This window comes from Parafrankia sp. EAN1pec (assembly GCF_000018005.1).
In the GTDB taxonomy this organism is placed as follows: Bacteria; Actinomycetota; Actinomycetes; order Frankiales; family Frankiaceae; genus Parafrankia; species Parafrankia soli.
Genome location: NC_009921.1, coordinates 7,238,287 through 7,258,461, shown reverse-complemented (window position 1 = coordinate 7,258,461; position 20,175 = coordinate 7,238,287). Strand labels below are relative to the sequence as shown.

Sequence of the window (20,175 nt, the reverse complement as noted above, 5' to 3'; positions counted from 1 at the left end):
GACCTGCGGGACCCGTCTACGGGTCAGCCCGTGCCCGACGGGGAAGCTGTCGCCCTGCGGCGAATACCGAGCAGGTTTGAGCGGAACGGGATCACCCCGGACTGGACCATGTCGAGGACGATCCTGGCGCTGGCCACGGGCACGGCGTGCAGCCCGGTGGAGGTCAGTGCGAGCTAGCGTCCTGAGCCACAGGCCGCAGCCTCGTCCGCCTACTGTCTGATGAATCGCACGCGACCCTAGTATCGACGGTGTGACCAGGACGGGTGCCCGGCCGGTGGCGGCTGAGCTGCTGCCGCATCTGCGCCGGGTCCGCGATCACATCGATCGGCACTACCGGGAGCCGCTCGACCTCGACGTGCTTTCCCGGGTCGGCCGGATGTCGAAGTTCCACCTGGTCCGAAGCTTCGAGGCGGCCTACGGGGAGACCCCGATCCGGTACGTCACGCGGCGCCGGATCGAGCGTGCGCAGGACCTGCTGCGGCACGCGAACCTCACGGTCACCGAGGTGTGCGTGATGGTGGGCTTCGCCAGCCTCGGGTCCTTCTCCGCCCGGTTCACCCAGCTCGTCGGGGAGAGCCCGACCGCGTACCGGAACCATTGGGCAGCCCGCGGCGGCCCGCACGTGCCGGGGTGCTACCTGTTCATGCGCGGCGCGATGGACCTGCGGTGCACCTCCGACACGACCTTGGACGGCGCAATCTGAGAGAAGCGTTCCCGCGGCCGCGCGGCGTACGGTTCCCGCATGATCACAAACATCTCGCTGGTCACGATCTACTGCCTTGACCAGGACAAGGCCCGTGACTTCTACGTCGACGTGCTCGGTTTCGAGCCGCGTACGGACGTCTCGATGGGCGGCGAGTTCCGCTGGGTCACGATCGGCCATCGCAGCCAGCCCGAGCTGGAGGCGACCCTGATGGTCCCGGGGCCGCCGCTGGATCCGGACGCCGCCGACTTCGTCCGCCGGCAGCTCGGAAAGGGCCAGATGGGCGGGCTCGGGCTGCGGGTCGACGACTGCCGCAAGACCTTCGAGGAGCTGAGCGCGAAGGGCGTCGAGTTCCTGCAGGAGCCCGCCGACCGCCCCTACGGGGTGGAAGCTGTGCTGCGCGACAACTCCGGCAACTGGCTGGTCCTGGTCGAGCCGAAGACCTTCAGCCCGGAGGACTTCGCCTGACGGCTCGCGCCCGCTCCGGTGACCGCGCCCGCGTCGCGGGCGGTTCCGGCGGCCGCGGGCCAGGAGCTGTCGGTGGGGTCCGGTAGACAGGTGGCATGGCGGATCAGGCGACGGTCAGCGGGACGCTGCGCGATCGGGCGGAGGAGCTGCTCCGGGCTCTGGCTGGGCCGGGCGCGGTCCTGCGTGACGACCAGTGGCAGGCGATCGACGCGCTCGTCAGCGGGCGGCGGCGGGTGCTGCTCGTCCAGCGCACGGGCTGGGGGAAGTCCGCGGTGTACTTCCTCGCCACGGCGCTGCTACGCGGTCTCGGCGACTCGGATCCGGGTGACTCGGATCCGGGTGACTCGGAACCAGGTGACTCGGAACCAGGTGACTCGGGTTCAAGCGGTCCGAGGCCGGGCGGCGGTCCGGCCGCCCAGGTGGGGCCCACGGTGATCGTCTCCCCGCTGCTGGCGCTGATCCGCAACCAGGCGGCCGCGGCGGCACGGGTGGGCATCCGGGCCGGGGAGATCCATTCGGGGAACCTCACCGAGTGGGACGAGGTCTACGCCGCGCTGCGGGCGGGGGAGCTGGACCTGCTGCTCGTCGGCCCGGAGCGGCTGAACAACCCGACCTTCCGCGATGAGTACCTCCCGGAGCTCGCGGCCACGACGGGGCTGCTTGTCGTCGACGAGGCGCACTGCATCTCCGACTGGGGCCACGACTTCCGTCCGGACTACCGCCGGCTGCGGTCACTGATCGGCGGGCTGCGGCCGGATGTGCCCGTGCTCGCGACGACCGCCACGGCCAACGCGCGGGTGGTCGAGGACGTCAGCGAGCAGCTCGGGGCCGGCTCCACGAGCGCGGAGACCGTGGTCCTGCGGGGGTCTCTCGACCGGGAGAGCCTCCGGCTGGCGGTTGTGTCGCTTCCCGCGGCCGAGCAGCGGTTCGGCTGGCTGGCCGACCATCTCGCAGAGCTACCCGGCTCCGGGATCATCTACACGCTCACCAAGCCGGGCGCGGAGGAGCTGACCGCGTTCCTTCGCGGCCAGGGCCACGAGGTGACGACCTACCACGGCGGCACGGAGCCGGCCGAGCGCATCGCCGCCGAGGAGGACCTGCTCGGCAACCGGGTGAAGGCGCTGGTGGCGACGAGCGCTCTCGGGATGGGCTTCGACAAGCCCGATCTCGGGTTCGTCGTCCACGTCGGTGCGCCGAACTCGCCGATCGCCTACTACCAGCAGATCGGGCGGGCCGGGCGTGCGGTGGAGTCCGCCGAGGTCGTCCTGCTGCCCGCCACCGAGGACCGTGACATCTGGCGGTACTTCGCCGACACGTCGTTCCCCCCGGAGCCGGTCGCCCGGCAGGTGCTGGACGTCCTGGCCCAGGCCGGGCGGACGATGTCGACGCAGGCACTGCTCGCCGCCGTCGACCTGGGGCACTCCCGGCTCGAGCAGATGTTGAAGGTGCTCGACGCGGACGGCGTCGTCCGGCGGGTCAAGGGCGGCTGGGAGGCGACGGGCGAGCCGTGGGTCTACGACGCCGAGCGCTTCCGTCGCGTCGCCGCCGCGCGGGCCCGCGAGCAGCGGGCGATGCTCGACTACATCGCGACGCCGTCCTGCCGGATGGAGTTCCTGCGCCACGCGCTCGACGATCCGTACGCGGTGCCGTGCGGCCGGTGTGACCGGTGCACCGGTCGGGTGTGGTCCACCGAGGTCTCCTCCCGGTCGAGGGACAGCGCCCGCGAGGAGCTGCGCCGGACGGGCGTGCCCGTTGAGCCGCGCCGGATGTGGCCGACGGGCATGCGCACGCTGGGGGTCGCCGCGTCCGGCCGGATTCCCGCGTCGGTCACCGCCGAGCCCGGCCGCGTGGTCGCACGGCTCAACGACCTGGGCTGGGGCAACCGGCTGCGCCAGCTGTTCGCCCCTCCTCCCGAGGCCCAGGACGGCCCTGTCCCCGACGACCTGTTCGAGGCGGTGGTGCGGACCCTGACCGAATGGCGGTGGGAGCGGCGCCCGGCGGCCGTGGTGACTGTGGCGTCCAGGACACGCCCGTGCCTGGTGGCGGACCTCGGTGAACGGATCGCGGGTGTCGGGCGGCTGCCGTTGCTGGGGCAGCTCCCCCGAGTGGCCGGCGGGCCCGCGGCCGGCCGGGTGCATAACAGCGCCCACCGCCTCGCCGGCCTGTGGTCGGCCTTCGAGGTGCCACCGCCTATCGCCGGCCCGCTCGCCGAGCTGACCGGGCCGGTGCTGCTCGTCGACGACCTGATCGTCACGGGCTGGACGATGACCGTCGCGGCCAGGGCGCTGCGCCAGGCCGGCGCGCCGGGCGTGCTGCCGTTCGCCCTCGCCGTCGAGACCGGCTGAGCGGGCGGCACCGTGCCGGGATCACAGTGCCGAGACCAGAGCGCCGGGATTACCACGCCGGGATCACCGCGTCGGCTGGCGAGCAGCCTCCTTCCGGGTGGGTCGCGGCGTGGTGCGGATCAGCTCTGCGGCTGGGCGTTCGGCTGTGGGTCGAGGTACCTGGAACCGGAGATCCCCGACGGGACCGTGGCGAGGGGAACCTCGAGCTCCTGGCGGTCGAGGACCGACGTGAGGATCTCGCCGGCCCGGACGGAGATGTTCGACAGCAGGGACGAGGAGATCCCATGGGAGTACTCGCTCGCGCCGGGCACGTAGACGCCGGCGGTGGTCCCCGCGACGGTGTCGACGCTGTAGTCGCGGCCGACCTGGAGCTGGCCGTCCTCGGCGGTGAGGCAGGCCTCCGCCAGCCCGCCGAGCAGGCGCCGCGGATCGCGGGCGTGGTATCCGGTCGCGAGCACGACGGTGTCCGCGTCCACGGTGCGCTTCTCGCCGGTCGGCAGGTACCGGATGTGCACCCGGACGCCGTCCGACAGCTTCTCGAAGGATTCGGCGCGGGAGGCGCGCAGGAAGTGCAGCCGCCGGGGGCCGCGCACCTTCTCCTGATACGCACGGCGGTACAGCTCGTCGATGAGGTCCATGTCCACGGCCGAGTAGTTCGTGCCACGGTGGTAGCCGAGCAGCATGGCGCGGACGCTTTCGGGCGCGTGGTAGAACTCGTCGACGGCGTCCGGGTCGAAGATCTGGTTGACGAAGCCGCTGTTGTCCGCCGGGCTGAAGCCGTAGCGGGAGAACACGGAGAAGACCTCGGCCTGCGGGAAACGGGTGTGCAGGTGCTCGGTCACCTCGGCGGCGCTCTGGCCGGCCCCGACCACGACGAACCGGCCGCGTGGTGTCGAGGGCATCCGCGCGAGGCGGTGCAGCAGCTCGTGGTTGTGCCAGGTCCGGTCGTCGATCTCGACACCGTCGGGCAGTCTCGGCTCCAGCCCGGCTGCGATGACGACGTTGCGGGCGCGGCGTACGACCGTCCGGTCCGGGTCTCCCCGGTGTCGGCTGATCACGTCGACGTAGGCGATCTCGCCCTCGTGGGTCACCGGTTGCAGGTCCACCACCTCGGTGTCGTACTCGACGAGGTCGTCGAGCCGGCCCGCGGCCCATTCCAGGTAGTCGTGGTACTCGGAGCGCAGCGGATACATCGTTTTGTGGTTGATGAAGTCCACCAGGCGGTTCCTGGAATGGAGAAACGAGAGAAAGGTGAAGCTGCTCGACGGATTGCGCAGGGTCACCAGGTCCTTCAGGTAGGACACCTGCATGGTCGCTCCGTCGAGGAGCATCCCCCGGTGCCATCCGAAACGCACCTGGCGTTCAAGGAAGACGGCGCGCAGCGCCGCACCGGCGGAGACACTGCTGTTGTGTTCCTCGACTGCGATCGCCAGAGCGATGTTCGAGGGCCCGAACCCGACTCCGATGATGTCGTGCACACCGAGTTCCGCGGTCGGCGGACGGTCTACCACGGCTGCCCCTCTGGTCGGTCAATAGTAACCGGGAGTGTATTAAAGTTAACCTTACTTATATTCTGGGGTGGCGCGTCGAGCTGTCAAGGAGTTCCCCGAGGTCGGGCGGTTGACGGCGGCCCCGCGGGGTCAATCACGCCGGGATCCATGCGGGTCGCTGAGGTCGTTCTTCGATGCGCCCGGCCCGGTCGCGGGGTGGCTGGGAAGCGGTCGAGGATTCCGGCCTGTCGTGGGGCCGTGAGTCGCCTGACGGATGTGTTCCCGCGGTGATCGTCGCGTGGGCGGTGGATGCCGGGCTTCGCTGTGGATGGGGAGCAAGTTAAGTGAGCCTAACTTAGGTGGGTTGGGGTTGATGGTCAAGTGGATCCGATGCGTCGGTTCTGGCGCCCGCCTGCCCTTGACTCGCAAGTTCGCATCTGATAAGGAAAACCTAACCTAACAACGTCGATGGCGGCAACAGCTGATCCCGGGCACCCGCTTGCGCTGGTCCCGAGTGCCCGCCGACGCGATGCGGCGGGCGGGTTGGGTGACCATGGCTCATTCACCCGTCGCACATCGACTGAGGGCGGTTGGATCGCCTCGGCTGGAGGCTGCGGCCCGGCGGCGGCCGGCTGGAGACGCGGACCGCCGAATGTCCCTGGCGCCGGCCGGCCGGGCGGACATCCGACCGCTCAGCCGGCGCCGACAGTCATCGCCGCGGCATCCGCGGCTTCGGTCGCCTTCGTCGCGTCCGTCGTCTCTGCCTCCGAAGCGGCATAGGCGGCCGTCCCGTCGTGCTCGTTCGCGCGCCCGGCGAGCTGCCGGCGCCGGGCGCGGGAGGCGGGCACGACGAGCGGAGTTCCGGTCTCGGGGTCGGGAACCACGCTGCACGGCAGCCCGAAGACCTCCTCGACGAGCTCGGCGGTGACGATCTCGTTCGGGACTCCCTGCTCGACGATCCGCCCGCCCTTCATCGCCACCAGGTGGGTCGCGTACCGGCAGGCGTGGTTGAGGTCGTGCAGGACGGCCACCAGCGTGCGGGCGGAATCCTCGTGCAGGTCGGCGCAGAGATCGAGGATCTCGATCTGGTGGGCCACGTCGAGGAACGTCGTTGGCTCGTCCAGAAGCATGATCGGTGTCTGCTGGGCCAGCGCCATCGCGAGCCAGACCCGCTGGCGCTGCCCACCGGAGAGCTCGTCGACGTACCGGTCGGCGAGGTCGTCGGTCCCGGTTGCGGCCAGTGCCTCGCGCACCGCCGCCTCGTCGTCGCGGGACCACTGGCGAAGCAGCCGCTGGTGTGGGTACCGCCCCCGCGCGACCAGGTCGGAGACGAAGATGCCGCTCGGCGCGATCGACGTCTGCGGGAGCAGCCCGAGCCGGCGGGCCACCTCCTTGGACGGCAGTGACCGGATCAGTGCCCCGTCGAGGTACACGGCGCCGGTGCGTGGGCGCAGCATGCGGGCCAGCGCGCGCAGCAGCGTCGACTTGCCGCAGGCGTTCGGCCCGACGATCACGGTAAAGGAGTTGTCCGGGATCTGCAGCCCGAGACCGGTGGCGACGACGCGCTGCTCATAGGCCAGCGTGAGGTTCTCGGCGCGCAGCCGGGCCTCCCCGGACCGGCCGGGTCCCCCCGCCTGCCCCGGAGCCGCCGCACCGGCCGGGGCTACCGCGTCGGCTGGGGTCACCGAGCCGGCCGGGGCCGCTACGTCGCCCGCCGCCACGCCCTCGCCCGTCCCGCTGCCTCCGGACTCCCGCGCCGCGCGCGGCGCGGGAGTCCGTGGTTGTCTACGTCCTGTACCCAAAGCGCCGCAACCCCGATTCGATTAAGTTAGCCTCACTTATCGTGTGGGCAGCTCCGTCCCTGGTCAAGGTCGGTCCGAAACGGTCGGGCCCGCGGCCGTCGCTCCTCATGGCAGCGGTTGACTGGAGAAGGTTAGCCTGCCCTAAATAGCCTCCGTGAATCAGGGAGCGGTGGTCCGGGTGGCCGCGGAGCAGACCATGCCGGTGCCACAGCTGTCGGGGCACGCGGACGGGCGCGCCCGGGAGCCGGCTGACGCGCCGGTCTGGCGCCCGCCGCGTGCGGCCGGACTCGTGCTGGCGTTCGGGCTGCTCGCCGTCGTCGGCATGCTGAGCATCGCCGTCGGCGCGAACCACCTGCCGCTGTCGGACGTCTGGCGCGTGCTGTGGCACGACGACCGGTCGGAGACCGCGGTCATCGTTCACGACCTGCGGGTTCCGCGCACGCTGGTCGGCCTGGTCGCCGGGGTGGGGCTGGGGGTCGGCGGCGCGCTGGCGCAGGCGCTGACGCGCAACGCGCTGGCCGACCCGGGCATCCTCGGCGTCAATCTCGGCGCTTCGGCCGCGGTCGTCGCGGCGGTGTCCTTTCTCGGCGTGACCACCCCCGCCGGCTACGTCTGGTTCGCGATGGCGGGTGCCGCCGTCGCGGCGAGCGCGGTCTACGTCCTGGGCGCCACCGGACGGGCGGCCGTCGCGCCCGAGCGGCTCGTCGTGGCCGGGGCCGCGTTCAGCGCGGTGCTCGGCGCGTTCACCTACGGAGTCGCCTTCCTGGATCACCAGACGTTCGACCGGCTGCGCTTCTGGGACGTCGGATCCCTGGCCGGCGCTGGATCGTCCCAGCTCGGCGCGCTCGCGCCGTTCGCCGGCGTGGGGCTGGCCGTCGCCTTCGCGATCGCCGGCCCGCTCAACGCGATGGCGCTGGGCGATGACGCCGGGCACGGGCTCGGTGTCGGCCTGGTGCGCACGCGGGCGCTGGGCGTGCTCGCGATCGCCCTGCTCTGCGGCACCGCGACGGCCGCGGCCGGCCCCATCACCTTCGTGGGGCTGGCTGTGCCGCACGTCGCCCGCACGATCTGCGGGCCGGACCAGCGGTGGGTGATCGCCTATTCCGCGGTCCTCGCGCCGGTGTTGCTCCTGGCCGCCGACGTCCTCGGGCGGGTGGTCATCGCTCCCGCCGAGCTCGAGGTGGGTGTGGTCACCGCCTTCGTGGGCGCGCCAGTCTTCATCGTGCTGTGCCGTCGAGCACGGTTGGGCCGGTTGTGAGCGGACCGGACACCGATGCGATGACGATGACAGTGCGATGGCGATGACAACGACGGACGGGCAGGAGGCGGCGAGGGTGGCTTCGGTGGCGGGCCTGCCGGCGGGCGGCCTGGCGCCGCGTGGATGGGTCCTGCGGGACCGTGCCGACCGGCTGTCCCTGCGGGTGGACGGCCGTTCGGTCGCCGTCTGCGGCGCGCTGCTCGCCGTCCTCGCCGCGGTCTGCGTCGCGACGATGATCACGGGGGAGTACGCCGTCTCGCCCCGCGAGGTGTTCGACAGCCTGCGCGGCCAGGGCAGCGCCGGGACGGACTTCGTCGTCGTCACGCTGCGGCTGCCGCGGCTGCTGACCGGCCTGATGGTCGGCGCCGCCCTGGCCGTCAGCGGGGCGATCTTTCAGACAATGACCGCGAACCCGCTCGGCAGCCCCGACATCATCGGGTTCACGGCCGGCTCGGCGACCGGAGCGGTCGTCGTCATCCTGGTGCTGCACGGCACCGTCTACGAGACCTCGCTCGGTGCCGTCGCTGGCGGTGTCGTGACGGCGGTGGCGATCTACCTGCTCTCGTTCCGGCGCGGGGTGGCCGGGCCGCGGCTCATCCTGGTCGGGATCGGGGCCGCCGCGATGCTGACGGCGCTGAACTCCTACCTGATCACCAGGGCCACCCTCGGGGACGCGATCACGGCGCAGACCTGGCTGCTGGGCAGCCTGAACCGCCGCGGCTGGGACGAGGTCCGCCCGCTCGCCGTCGCGGTGGCCGTCCTGCTGCCCGCCGCAGCCTGCTACGGACGGCGCATGTCGATGCTGACGATGGGCGGCGACACCGCGAAGGCGCTCGGCGTGCCGGTCGAGCGCAGCCGTCTCGCGCTGCTCGCGGTGGGCGCGGCCCTCGCCTCCTGCGCGACGGCCGCGGCCGGCCCGATCGGCTTCGTTGCCCTGGCGGCGCCGCAACTGGCCCGGCACCTGGCCAGGTCGCCGGGCGCCGCGCTGCTGCCGACGGCGTTGCTCGGCGCGCTGCTCGTCGCGTCGAGCGACCTCGCCGCCCAGCGGGCGTTTGCGCCCACCCAGCTCCCGGTCGGCGTGGCCACCAACGCGGTCGGCGGGATCTACCTCGTCTGGCTGCTCTCCCGGCAGCGGCGGGGGCTCTGAGCACGCCGTCATGCCGGCCCATCGGTTGACGCTGACCTGCGACTTAATTAATCTTTACCTAAGTTTTGTCGCTGGTGTGGTCTGTCGCCGACTCTGCGAACTCTCGTCTCTTCTTGGCCCGCGCACCGGGACGCGTCACCACGGCGCCACTCGCGTGCCCTGGCTCAGCACCCACCCTGGAGCGGTCCTGGATGGCCATGTCGGCAGGCAACACCGTGTTGTGGGCGCAGCTCCGCTCGATGCCCGGACTGCTCTCGCTGAGCGCGCTGGCAACCTTCACGCAGCAGGTGGCGATGCTGGCACTGCCCTGGTGCGTCCAGCACGCCCTCGACGACGGCATCACCCCGCTGGACGTCGCGGCCACGGTGCGGTGGTCACTCATCACCGCGCTGGTCTCGATCGCCTTCCTGCTCGGCGGGGCGGGCGGGCAGTGGTGGTCGGGCGTCACGGCGAACCGGATCGCGCACTCGCTGCGCGAAGCGCTGGTGGGCAAGGTGGTGACGCTGGACCGGCCGGCCCTGACCCGCTTCGGCCGCGGTGACCTGGCGATGCGCGTCACCCGGGACGTCGACCTCATCCGGCTGTGGGTGCAGAACCTCGGGCTGTGGGTGCGGGTCGTGGTGACCGTGGTCGTGGTCCTCCCGGCGACCGGGCTGCTCGACCCGATGCTGCTCGTCATCGTGATAGTCACGTTTCCGCTGGTCGGCCTCGCGAACGCGTTCTTCCCCGGCCGCTACGACGCGGCGAACGAGGCGCTGTCCGAGGCGCACGGCGCCCGCGCGGACGCGGTGGAGGATCTGCTGGCGGCCAGCGCCGCGGTGCGCGGGCTGGGCGGCGAGCGGGTGCTCGTCCGCCGCCACCACGACCTGTCCGGCGCGGTCACCTCCACGGCCCTGCGGGTCGCCGGGGTCTCCGCCTGGTGGTCGTCCGTCCCTGCGGCCCTGCCACGGCTGGCGATCGCGGCCGGTCTGGGCATCGGCGGCGCCGCGGCGATCAACGGCGACATCACCGTCGGCGGCCTGGTGGCCTTCACGTCCTGGATGGCCACGCTGGCGCTGGCGATCGCCGTCCTGGTGGATCTGCTGACCGGGCGTGGCCAGGCACGCGTCGCCGCGGGCCGGATCGCCGAGGTGCTCGACCTCCCGGGGACGGCCGCCGACGACCGCGACGCGGTGCCGCTGCCGGCCGGCGGCGTGCTGCACGCCGGCGGCGTGGTGGTCCGCCGGGACGGGCGCACCGTCCTCGGGCCGGCCGAGCTGTGGGCGGCTCCGGGCGAGCTCGTCGCCGTGACCGGGCCGACCGGTTCGGGCAAGTCCACCCTGGCCCACCTGCTGTGCCGGCTCGAGGACCCGGACTCCGGGACGGTGACGTTCGGCGGCGTGGATCTGCGCGCCGCGGCCCGGACGGAGGTGCTGGCCAGGATCGGGCTCGTCCCGCAGCGCCCGCTCGTGCTCTCCGGGACCGTCGCGGACAACCTGCGCCTGGGTCGCGAGCTGGAGCTGGCCGAGCTGCGCGCGGCCTGCCACGCCGCCGCGCTGGACGAGTTCGTGATGAGCCTGCCCGACCAGTACGACACCGTGCTCGGTGAGCGCGGCGGCACGCTCTCCGGCGGGCAGGGACAGCGGCTGGCACTGGCCCGCGGCCTGCTCGGCCGCCCGGCGGTCCTCGTGCTCGACGACGTCACATCGGCGCTCGACGCGGAGACCGAGGCGGCGGTCCTCGAGCGGCTGCGGGCCTGGAACCCGGCCGCCGCGATCGTGATGATCTCGCACCGGCCCGCGGTGCTGGCCGCCGCCGACCGGACGGTCACGCTGCACCCGCCGGACCGGGGCGCCGCCGGCGGGCCGCCCGGCGGCGGTGCCGTGCTTCCAGACGACGACAGCTCCCTGCCCGGTGACGGTGCCGCGCTGCCCGCCGGAGGTAACCGTGGCTGAGGTGCGTCTTCTCGCCGACGAGCCGAACGTCCGCGGCGCGGGGCGCGGGGCGCTGCGCCACCTGCGCCCGCACCGGCGGATCCTGGTGCTGGCGATCATGGGCACGATCGCCAGCACCGCCTCCCTCGTCGCGATCGCGCCGGTCGTCGGCCGCGGCGTCGACGCGGTGCTCGCGCACGACCGCACGGCGCTGTGGGTGTCGGTCGCCCTGCTCGTCGTGGTCGTGCTCGCCCGCCTGCTCCTGCTGCGGTGGTCGGAGGTGGTGCTCGCCCGCGCGGGCGAACGGATCGTGCACGACCTGCGCGATCTCGTGGTGGAGCGGCTGGCGAGCGCCCCGCTGCGGTTCGTGGAGGCGCATCGGACCGGTGACCTGCTCCGCCGGGCCACCGGCGAGATCGCCGACCTGTCGCTGTTCATCCGGGAGCAGTTGCCCAACCTGCTCGGTCTCGCACTCACCGTCGTGCTGACGACGGCCGTCCTGATCGTGTACTCGCCGTTGCTGTCCCTGGTGCTCGTGCTGCTGTTCCTCCCCGCCGCGGTGGGGGTCATCCGGTGGTTCAACGCCTCGGCCAAGGTGGTCTTCGGGCGGCAGGCCGCGGCCGACGCCGCGATGACCGCGACCTTCACCGAGACCCTGGCGGCCGGTGAGGCTCTGGTGGTGGCCGGGCGGCCGGGCGAATGGGTGAACCGGTTCCGCCGCGACAACGACGAGCTGCTGCGGGCGTCGAACGCGACGATCGGTGCTCAGAACCGGCTCGAGCTGTTCAACCTCCTCGAAGGGCTGGCGACCGCGGTCCTGCTGCTGCTGAGCGTGTGGCTGGCCCGGGCCGGCCACCTCGGGGTCGGCACGGTCGTGGTGTTCGTGCTCGCGACCCGCAACCTGTTCGACGGAATGATGGGGCTCTCCCGGCTGGTCGGCGAGCTGCAGACCGCCAAGGTGGGCCTGGCCCGGCTGGCCGACCTGCTGGGCGCGACCGAAGCGGCCCAGACAGCCGCCGCGCGGGCGGTGCTGCCGCCGCGGGGCGAGCTCGTCGCGAACGGCGTGCGCTTCGGATACGCGGAGGGCGACGACGTGCTGCGCGGCGTCTCGGTGCGGTTCCCGGCTGGTGACCGCGCCGGCCTGGTGGGCAGCACCGGCTCCGGGAAGACGACGCTCGCGAAGCTGCTGTGCGGCCTTTACCAGCCGGACGCCGGCCTGGTGACGTTCGGCGGGGTCGACCTGCGGACGGTCCCGGCAGCCGAGATCCGCCGGCGGATCGTCCTCGTCCCCCAGCAGGTCCACATCATCACCGGAACGCTGGCGGAGAACCTGGCGCTGGCCCCGGGCGAGCCGGACCGGGCGGCGATGGAGCGGGCGGTGGAGGCCCTCGGCCTCACCGAGTGGGTGGCCGGGTTGTCCGGCGGGCTGGACGCCTCCGTCGGCTCGCGCGGGGAGCTGCTGTCCGCCGGTGAGCGGCAGCTCGTCGGCCTGGTGCGGGCCGCTCTGGTCGACCCGCCGGTGCTGCTGCTCGACGAGGCCACCGCCGATCTGGATCCCGCCGTCGCGCGGCGGCTCGAGACCGCGGTGGAGCGCATCCGCCCCGGACGGACGCTGATCGTCATCGCGCACCGGCAGTCCACCATCGACCGGCTGCCGCGGCGGGTGCGCCTTGCGTCCGGGCTGATTGTCGCCGGTGATGTGGCCGGTGTTGTGTCCGGCGTGGTTGACGAGCCAGGTTTCTCTGTACCCGGTCAGCCACAGAACGGGCACGTCACAACCGATCGGTCGTAACGGCTGACAAAGCGACAGGAGTTAGGCTAGCCTTACTTAACCGCCGCTTAGGTGGGCCTTACCTGTAGGCGCGACCCGAGGAGACGGCAGTCATGTCGACGAATCCCTTCGACGACGAGAACGGCACCTTTTTCGTCCTGGTGAACTCGGAGGGTCAGCACTCGCTGTGGCCGAGTTTCGCCGCGGTGCCGGCGGGCTGGACCGTCGTCCACGGCGAGGAGACCCGTCAGTCGTGCCTCGACTACGTCGAGGCCAACTGGACCGATCTGCGTCCCCGCAGCCTGGTTGAGCAGATGGAGAAGGACGCGGCCGGCTCCGACGTCTCCGCGTCGCGGTGAGAGCGCAAGGGAGTTACCGCAGCAGGTCGGTCCCGCTCGACCAGGCGCCGCAGGCCGCCGCCGCGGGTCTCGCGCGCGGGCTGGCCGCGCCGTTCGTGCTCTACGAGCGCGACGGAGAGTGGTCCTGCGGCTCGGGGGTGCTCGCCGAGGTCGTGCTGAGCGCCACCGAGGTGAGGCACCGGACGGGCAGCGGCGACTGGCGGTCCGAGCCGACCGGAGCCACCCCGCTGCGCCAGGTCGCGAATGTCCTCGGCGGCCTCGAGGCGACCGGGTGGCGGGCCTACGGCTGGGCGGCGTTCGAGCTCAGCCTGCTCCTGCAGGGCCAGCCGGTGCCGGCCGGCGACGATCCGCTGCTGCACGTGATCGTGCCACGGCGGGAGGTGCGGCTGATCGACGGGGTCGCCGTCCTGCGCGCCGTCGACACCGCCGATCTGGCGGAGCTGGCCAAGCTGCTCGCCGCCGTGCCGAGCGGCCCGCCGGCGGCCAGCGCCCCGCGCGCCGTCGTCGACCTCGAGCACGGGGTCGACGAGTACCGCCGGATCGTCGCGGCGGCCGTCGCCGACATCCGCGCCGAACGGCTGCGCAAGGTGATCCTCTCCCGCGTCGTGCCCGTGGCGGGCGACGTCGACCTGGTGGCCACCTACGAGGTCGGCCGGGCCGGGAACAACCCGGCGCGGTCGTTCATCGTGGACACGGGCCACCTGCGGGCCACCGGGTTCAGCCCGGAGACCGTCGTCGAGGTGTCCGCGGACGGCCTGGTGTCGACCCAGCCGCTGGCCGGCACCCGGGCGCTGACCGGCGATCCCGCCGTCGACCGCGATCTGCGCGAGGTGCTGCTCTCCGATCCCAAGGAGATCTACGAGCACGCTGTCTCCGTACAGGCCTGCCAGGACGAGCTGCTCCAGGTCTGCCGGCCCGGGTCGGTGGTCGTGGACCAGTTCATGAACGTGCTGCCCCGCGGCAGCGTCCAGCACCTTGCCTCGCGGGTGGCCGGCCGGCTCGCCGCCGGCCGCGACGCCTGGGACGCACTGGGCGCGGTCTTCCCCTCCATCACCGCCTCCGGCGTGCCCAAGCCGGTCGCGTGCGCGGTGATCGGCGACTACGAGGGGGAGCTCCGCGGCCTGTACAGCGGCGCGGTGCTGATCGCTGACTCCGACGGCGGGCTCGACGCGGCGCTGGTGCTGCGCACGGTGTTCCAGCAGGACGGCCGGACCTGGCTGCGCGCCGGGGCCGGCATCGTCGGCCACTCCGACCCCGACCGCGAGGCGGAGGAGACCCGGGAGAAGCTGCGCAGCGTCAGCCGTTTCCTGGTCGCGGCGCCCGCCGCGCCGGCCGCCCCGGCTGTTCCCGCCGCGCGGGCGGGCACCCCCGGGTACCAGCTCGAGGATGTCCGCCGCATCGTGGCCGAGCTGATCGACGAGGATCCGTCGGCGATCGGCAACGAGGCGAACCTGTTCGAGCTGGGCCTGGAGTCCATCGCCCTGATGAAGGCCGTCGGCCGCTGGCGCCGGGCCGGGATGGCGGTCTCGTTCGCCGAGCTCGCGGAGAACCCGACCGTCGACGGCTGGTGCAAGCTCCTGTCGATGCGGGCGCCCACCGAGCCCGCCGGCGCGGACGACGGCGCGCAGGCCCGCGCGGAGGCCGGTGAGTTCCCGCTCGCGCTCATGCAGCATGCCTACTGGGTCGGCCGGGACGGCGGGCAGCCGCTCGGCGAGGTCGCGGCGCACCTCTACACCGAGTTCGACGGCGCGGGAGTCGACGTCGACCGGCTGCGCACGGCTATCGAGGCGCTCGTCGCGCGGCACGACATGCTGCGCGTGCGGATCACGGACAACGGGAGCCAGGTCGTCGAGGCGACCTCGGGCTGGCGCGGTCTCACCGTGCACGACCTGCGCGAGCTCGGCCAGGCCGAGACCCAGGCCCGGCTCGCCGCGGTGCGGGACCGGATGTCGCACCAGATGCTGGACATCGAGCACGGCGAGGTGTTCGCCACCGCGCTGAGCCTGCTGCCGCAGGGCCGGACCAGGCTCCACCTGGACGTCGACATGGTCGCGGCCGACGCCGTCAGCTACCGGGTGCTGCTCAACGACCTCGCGCGGTTCTACGACCGTCCCGGCGAGGAGCACCCGCCGCTGGGCTACACCTATCGCGAGTACCGCGCCGCGCGGGTCCCGGCCAGGCGCGCCGCCGCGCGCGCGGCCGCCGAGTGGTGGCAGGGCCGGCTGCCGGGCCTGCCCGGCGCGCCCGGCCTGCCCCGCCTGGCCTCGCCCGACGACGCGGGCACCGCCTCGAGCGCCGGCGCCGCGAGCACGGCGGGCGCTACCGGCTCCACCGGCGAGCCGCCGCGGGTGACGCGGCGTCACTTCGTCCTGGGGCCGTCGGCGCGCCAGGCGTTGCAGCGCGCCGCCCACAGCCGGGGCGTCACCCCGGCGATGGCGGTGGCGACCGCGTTCGCCGAGGTGCTCGCCGGGTGGAGCACCGAGTCCCGGTTCGTCCTCAACGTGCCGATGTTCGACCGCGACCAGGTGCACGCGGACGTCAACCAGGTGGTCGGGGACTTCACGAGCTCGGTGCTGCTCGAGGTCGACCTGGCCGAGCCGCAGCCGTTCGCGACCCGGGTGCGCCAGGTCCAGGCCCGGCTGCACGCCGACGCGGCGCACGCGGACTACTCCGGTGTGGAGGTGCTGCGCGACCTGACCCGCCGCACCGGCGAGCAGGTGCTGGCGCCCGTGGTGTTCACCAGCGCGCTCGGGCTCGGGGAGCTGTTCGGCCCCGGGGTCCGCCAGCACTTCGGCGACCCGGTGTGGATCATCTCGCAGGGCCCCCAGGTGCTCCTGGACGCGCAGGTCACCGAGCTGGACGGCGGCCTGCTCGTCAACTGGGACGTCCGCGACGGCGAGTTCGCCCCGGGCGTGGTCGACGCGATGTTCGGCGCCTTCGAACGGCTGGTGCGCGGCCTCGCCGACACCGCGGGCACCTGGGACACGGCGGTCGACGGCCTGGTGCCGGAACCGGCCCGTGCCATCCGCGCCGCGGCCAACGACACCGCCGGGCCGGTGCCGACCCGGCTGCTGCACGAGGGGTTCTTCGAGAACGCCGTGCTGGCCCCCGACGCCCCCGCGCTGCTGTGGGACACCGCCGGCGGCCCGGGTTCGCTGGCCTACGGCGAGCTGCGGCGCCGGGCGCTGGGGCTGGCCGGCGCGCTGGCCGGCCACGGCGTGCGCCGCGGCGACCTGGTCGGAGTCAGCCTGCCCAAGGGGCCGTCCCAGGTGGTCGCCGTCCTCGGCGTCCTGGCGGCGGGCGCGACGTACGTGCCGGTCGGCATCGAGCAGCCCGCCGCCCGGGTGGAGCGGATCGCGGCCGCCGCCGGGTTCGGGGTGCTCATCACCGAGTCGCACCGCGACGGCGTGCCCGCCGGGGTCGTCCAGCTGGCGCCGGACCAGCCCGCCGAGCCGGCGCCGGTACCGGATCTCGCCGCCCCCGGCGAGCTCGGGGGGCTGGACCGGCCGGCCTACGTGCTCTTCACCTCCGGATCGACCGGTCAGCCCAAGGGCGTGGAGGTCGGGCACCGGGCGGCGATGAACACGATCGCCGACCTGATCGACCGGCTGGGCCTGGGCACCGACGACCGGACGCTCGCCGTGTCGGCGCTGGACTTCGACCTCTCGGTGTTCGACATCTTCGCCCCGCTGTCGGCCGGCGGCGCCGTGGCGCTCGTCGACGAGGACTCCCGCCGGGAGGCCAGCCGGTGGGCGGAGCTGATCCGCGACCACCGGGTGACCGTCCTCAACTGCGTCCCCACGGTGCTGGACCTCGTCCTCGCCGCCGGGGTGGCGCTCGGGGACAGCCTGCGGGCGGTCCTGCTCGGCGGCGACAAGGTGGGCGTGGACCTGCCGGGCCGGCTCGCCGCGGCGGTGCCGGGCTGCCGGTTCCTGGGCCTGGGCGGCACGACTGAGACGGCCATCCACTCGACGATCTGCGAGGTGGAGGGGGCGTCCCCGCTGCCGCCGCAGTGGCGCTTGGTCCCCTACGGGACGCCGCTGCGCAACGTCCGGCTGCGGGTGGTCGACCCGCTCGGCCGAGACTGCCCCGACCACGTGGCCGGGGAGCTCTGGATCGGCGGTGACGGCGTCGCCCGCGGCTACCTGGGCGATCCCGAGCGCACCGCGGACCGCTTCGTCGAGCACACCGGCATCCGGTGGTACCGGACGGGTGACATCGCCCGGTACCTGCCGGACGGCACGGTGGACTTCCTCGGCCGGCGCGACGACCAGGTGAAGATCCGCGGCTTCCGGGTCGAGCTGGGCGAGGTGGAGGCAGCCCTGACCACGCTGCCGGAGGTCCGGGCGGGGGTGGCGGTGCTCGTGCGCGGCGCGTCCGGGCGGTCCGCCGTGCTCGGCGGGGGCGTCGTGCTCGGCGCCGGCGTCGTGCCGGCCACCCCCGCCACGGGCGAGGCCGACGACGGCGGGGGCGGCGGCGAGAGCTCCGGCGACGGCGCGGGCATCGCCGGCGCCGTGCGCGAGGGGCTGCGCCGCGCGCTGCCGCCGCACATGGTCCCGGACCTGGTGGTCGCGCTCGACAGCCTGCCGCTCACCGCCAACGGGAAGATCGACCGCCGGGCGGTGACGGCCGCCGTCGAGCGGGCGGTGGCCGGCCGGGCGGCCGACCACGCACCGCCGCGCACCGACCTGGAGCGGGTCGTGCACAACGTCTGGCGCGAGGTGCTCGGGGTGGCCGAGTTCGGGATCACCGACGAGTTCTTCGCGCTGGGTGGTGACTCCGTCCTCGCCACCGCGCTCGTCACGCGGCTGCGCGACGAGCTGGACACCGCCGCCGTCACCGTGCGCTCGGTGTTCGGGGCGCCGACCGTCGCCGCGCTCGCCGAGCGGATCCGCGCCGCCGACACCGTCCCCGGCCGGGCGGAACGGGTCGCCGCGATCGCACTGGAGATCGCGGCGATGTCGGACGACGAGGTCGCGGCCGAGCTGGTCGACCCGGACACGCTCCCCGCCGACTCCGGCGGTGCGTCGTGACCGCCCCGGCGCCGGCGCCGGTGGACGAGGGCTGGACGCGCTGGCCGGCGGAGCTCGAGCGGCGCTACCGGGACGCGGGGTACTGGGGCGACCAGACCCTGGGTGACCTGCTGCGGGAGTGGGCGCGCCGCTTCGGGCCGGCGACGGCGCTCGTCTCGGGACCCGACCGGATCAGCTACGCCGAGCTGGACGCGGCCGTGGACGATCTCGCCGCCGGGCTGGCCACCATCGGCATCGGTCCCGGTGACCACGTGGTGGTGCACCTGCCCAACCGCGCCGAGTTCGTGACCGTGCTGTTCGCGCTGCTGCGCCGGGGCGCGATCGGCGTCCTCTCGCTGCCCGCCCACCGCAGGGTCGAGATCGAGCACCTCGCGCGGCTCTCGGGCGCCGTCGGCTATGTGATCGCCGACCGGCACGAGGGCTTCGACTACCGGGAGCTGGCCCGGGAGGTCACCAAGGCGGTTCCCGCCGTGCGCCACGTCCTGGTGGCCGGTGAGCCCGGCCCGTTCACCGCGCTGTCGGCGCTCGCCGCGGCCGGGCGCGCCGCCCGGTCCGGCGGCGGCACACGGACCGGGGCGGCCGGCGGTGCTGTCTCCGTCACCGCGGCCGGCGCCGCTACCGACGACGCCGGTAGCGGCGGGGCGGGCCCGGATCTCGGCGCCGAGCGACCGGATCCGGGCGGTATCGCGGTGCTGCTGATCTCCGGCGGCACCACCGGCAAGCCGAAGCTGATCCCGCGCACCCATCGCGACTACGCCTACAACGCCCGCGCCAGCGCGGACGTCTGCGGGCTGACGGCGGACGACGTGTACCTCGTCGCGCTGCCCGCCGCCCACAACTTCCCGCTGGCCTGCCCGGGGCTGCTCGGCGCGTTCGGCGTCGGGGCGACGGTCGTGATGGCTCCCTCCCCGAGTCCGGACGTCGCCTTCGACCTGGTCGCCCGCGAGCGGGTCACCGTCACCGCGCTCGTCCCCCCGCTGGCCCGGCTGTGGGTCGAGGCGGCCGGGTGGGAGGGGCCGGACACGACGAGCCTGCGGCTGGTCCAGGTGGGCGGCGCCAAGCTCGACGAGGGCCTGGCGCGGCGGATCACGCCGACCCTCGGGGCGAAGGTCCAGCAGGTCTTCGGCATGGCCGAGGGCCTGCTGAACTACACCCGCCTCGACGACCCGGACGAGCTCGTGTTCACCACGCAGGGCCGGCCGCTGGCCGCGGCCGACGAGGTCCGGGTGCTCGACGGGTCCGGTGCCGGGGTGGTCCCGGGCGAGGTGGGCGAGCTGTGGACCCGCGGGCCGTACACGATCCGCGGGTACTACCGGGCCGCCGAGCACAACTGCGCCGTCTTCGACGGCGACGGGTACTTCCGCACCGGCGACCTCGTCCGCCAGCTCCCGACCGGCCACCTCGTGGTCGAGGGCCGGGTCAAGGACGTGATCAACCGGGGTGGCGAGAACGTGTCCGCGGGTGAGCTGGAGGAGCACCTGCTGACCCATCCGGCGATCGGGCAGGTGGCGGTCGTCGGCATGCCGGACCCGGACGTGGGCGAGAGCGTCTGCGCGGTGGTGGTCCTCGCGCCGGGCGAGGCCCTCCGGCTCAAGCAGGTCAAGAGCTACCTGCAGGAGCGCGGCCTGGCCCGGTTCATGCTCCCCGACCGGCTCGAGGTCGTCGGCGAGTTCCCGCTCACCGCCGTCGGAAAGATCGACAAGCGGGAGCTGCGGAGCTGGCTGGACCCCTGAGCCTTCCGCTCTGACATCGACGGCGCTCGCCCCTGCCTCCCGGCGGGCGCCGTCGGAACATCGCCGACCATCGCATTTTTCTACCCGTCTCCCGCACCGCCGCCGTCGTGCCTCGGCGTTGTCCGGGCGGCGGGGTCCGCGCGGCTCGCCCGC

General features: G+C 73.5%; 12 protein-coding genes. 10 read left to right on the top strand and 2 right to left on the bottom strand.

What is annotated here, in order from left to right; all coding sequences use genetic code 11:
- The first annotated feature begins 250 nt into the window (after positions 1 to 250).
- The 3 genes from FRANEAN1_RS29455 (at position 251) to FRANEAN1_RS29445 (ending at position 3,516) form a co-directional block, all read left to right on the top strand.
- Positions 251 to 703, top strand: coding sequence for an AraC family transcriptional regulator (locus FRANEAN1_RS29455; protein WP_083788362.1), 453 nt, complete (start codon positions 251 to 253; stop codon positions 701 to 703).
- A gap of 39 nt (positions 704 to 742) precedes the next feature.
- Positions 743 to 1,171 carry a VOC family protein gene (locus tag FRANEAN1_RS29450; protein WP_020463394.1) on the top strand — a complete coding sequence of 143 codons (429 nt, stop codon included), beginning with the start codon at positions 743 to 745 and terminating at the stop codon, positions 1,169 to 1,171.
- Between the two features lie 95 nt (positions 1,172 to 1,266).
- Positions 1,267 to 3,516 carry a DEAD/DEAH box helicase gene (locus FRANEAN1_RS29445; protein WP_020463393.1) on the top strand — a complete coding sequence of 750 codons (2,250 nt, stop codon included), beginning with the start codon at positions 1,267 to 1,269 and terminating at the stop codon, positions 3,514 to 3,516.
- Positions 3,517 to 3,635: 119 nt separating this feature from the next.
- On the opposite strand, the gene FRANEAN1_RS29440 is transcribed toward FRANEAN1_RS29445, so the two are convergent.
- Positions 3,636 to 5,027: a SidA/IucD/PvdA family monooxygenase gene (locus tag FRANEAN1_RS29440; protein ID WP_020463392.1), complete on the bottom strand. Its 1,392-nt coding sequence runs from the start codon at positions 5,025 to 5,027 to the stop codon at positions 3,636 to 3,638.
- 671 nt (positions 5,028 to 5,698) lie between these two features.
- Entirely contained in the window at positions 5,699 to 6,607 is a 909-nt protein-coding gene (locus FRANEAN1_RS29435) for an ABC transporter ATP-binding protein (RefSeq protein ID WP_041256648.1), read from the bottom strand.
- A gap of 355 nt (positions 6,608 to 6,962) precedes the next feature.
- Here FRANEAN1_RS29435 and FRANEAN1_RS29430 point away from each other — a divergent pair, with 355 nt between their 5' ends.
- The 7 genes from FRANEAN1_RS29430 to FRANEAN1_RS29400 all read left to right on the top strand — a co-directional run bounded on the left by FRANEAN1_RS29430 (position 6,963) and on the right by FRANEAN1_RS29400 (position 20,022).
- Positions 6,963 to 8,066 (top strand): iron chelate uptake ABC transporter family permease subunit, encoded by a 1,104-nt coding sequence (locus tag FRANEAN1_RS29430; protein WP_347176806.1) that lies wholly within the window; start codon positions 6,963 to 6,965, stop codon positions 8,064 to 8,066.
- Between the two features lie 37 nt (positions 8,067 to 8,103).
- Complete coding sequence (locus tag FRANEAN1_RS29425; RefSeq protein ID WP_083788361.1) at positions 8,104 to 9,213, top strand: iron chelate uptake ABC transporter family permease subunit; 1,110 nt, start codon at positions 8,104 to 8,106, stop codon at positions 9,211 to 9,213.
- 191 nt (positions 9,214 to 9,404) lie between these two features.
- Positions 9,405 to 11,147, top strand: a complete 1,743-nt coding sequence (locus tag FRANEAN1_RS29420; RefSeq protein WP_020463388.1) for an ABC transporter ATP-binding protein — start codon at positions 9,405 to 9,407, stop codon at positions 11,145 to 11,147.
- Entirely contained in the window at positions 11,140 to 12,918 is a 1,779-nt protein-coding gene (locus FRANEAN1_RS29415; protein WP_020463387.1) for an ABC transporter ATP-binding protein, read from the top strand. The genes FRANEAN1_RS29420 and FRANEAN1_RS29415 overlap by 8 nt, the downstream gene beginning before the upstream one ends.
- A 92-nt stretch (positions 12,919 to 13,010) precedes the next feature.
- The gene (locus FRANEAN1_RS29410) at positions 13,011 to 13,256 is read left to right on the top strand and encodes an MbtH family protein (protein WP_020463386.1); all 246 of its coding nucleotides are present in this window, start codon (positions 13,011 to 13,013) and stop codon (positions 13,254 to 13,256) included.
- The gene (locus FRANEAN1_RS29405) at positions 13,253 to 18,289 is read left to right on the top strand and encodes a salicylate synthase (protein WP_020463385.1); all 5,037 of its coding nucleotides are present in this window, start codon (positions 13,253 to 13,255) and stop codon (positions 18,287 to 18,289) included. The genes FRANEAN1_RS29410 and FRANEAN1_RS29405 overlap by 4 nt, the downstream gene beginning before the upstream one ends.
- Positions 18,286 to 20,022, top strand: a complete 1,737-nt coding sequence (locus FRANEAN1_RS29400; protein ID WP_020463384.1) for an AMP-binding protein — start codon at positions 18,286 to 18,288, stop codon at positions 20,020 to 20,022. The genes FRANEAN1_RS29405 and FRANEAN1_RS29400 overlap by 4 nt, the downstream gene beginning before the upstream one ends.
- Positions 20,023 to 20,175 lie beyond the last annotated feature (153 nt).

Bases quoted from the DNA above. Each gene is read 5' to 3' on its own strand.
- FRANEAN1_RS29450 (WP_020463394.1), top strand. From the start codon at position 743: ATGATCACAAACATCTCGCTGGTCACGATCTACTGCCTTGACCAGGAC.
- FRANEAN1_RS29420 (WP_020463388.1), top strand. From the start codon at position 9,405: ATGGCCATGTCGGCAGGCAACACCGTGTTGTGGGCGCAGCTCCGCTCG.
- FRANEAN1_RS29410 (WP_020463386.1), top strand. From the start codon at position 13,011: ATGTCGACGAATCCCTTCGACGACGAGAACGGCACCTTTTTCGTCCTG.
- FRANEAN1_RS29425 (WP_083788361.1), top strand. From the start codon at position 8,104: ATGGCGATGACAACGACGGACGGGCAGGAGGCGGCGAGGGTGGCTTCG.
- FRANEAN1_RS29445 (WP_020463393.1), top strand. From the start codon at position 1,267: ATGGCGGATCAGGCGACGGTCAGCGGGACGCTGCGCGATCGGGCGGAG.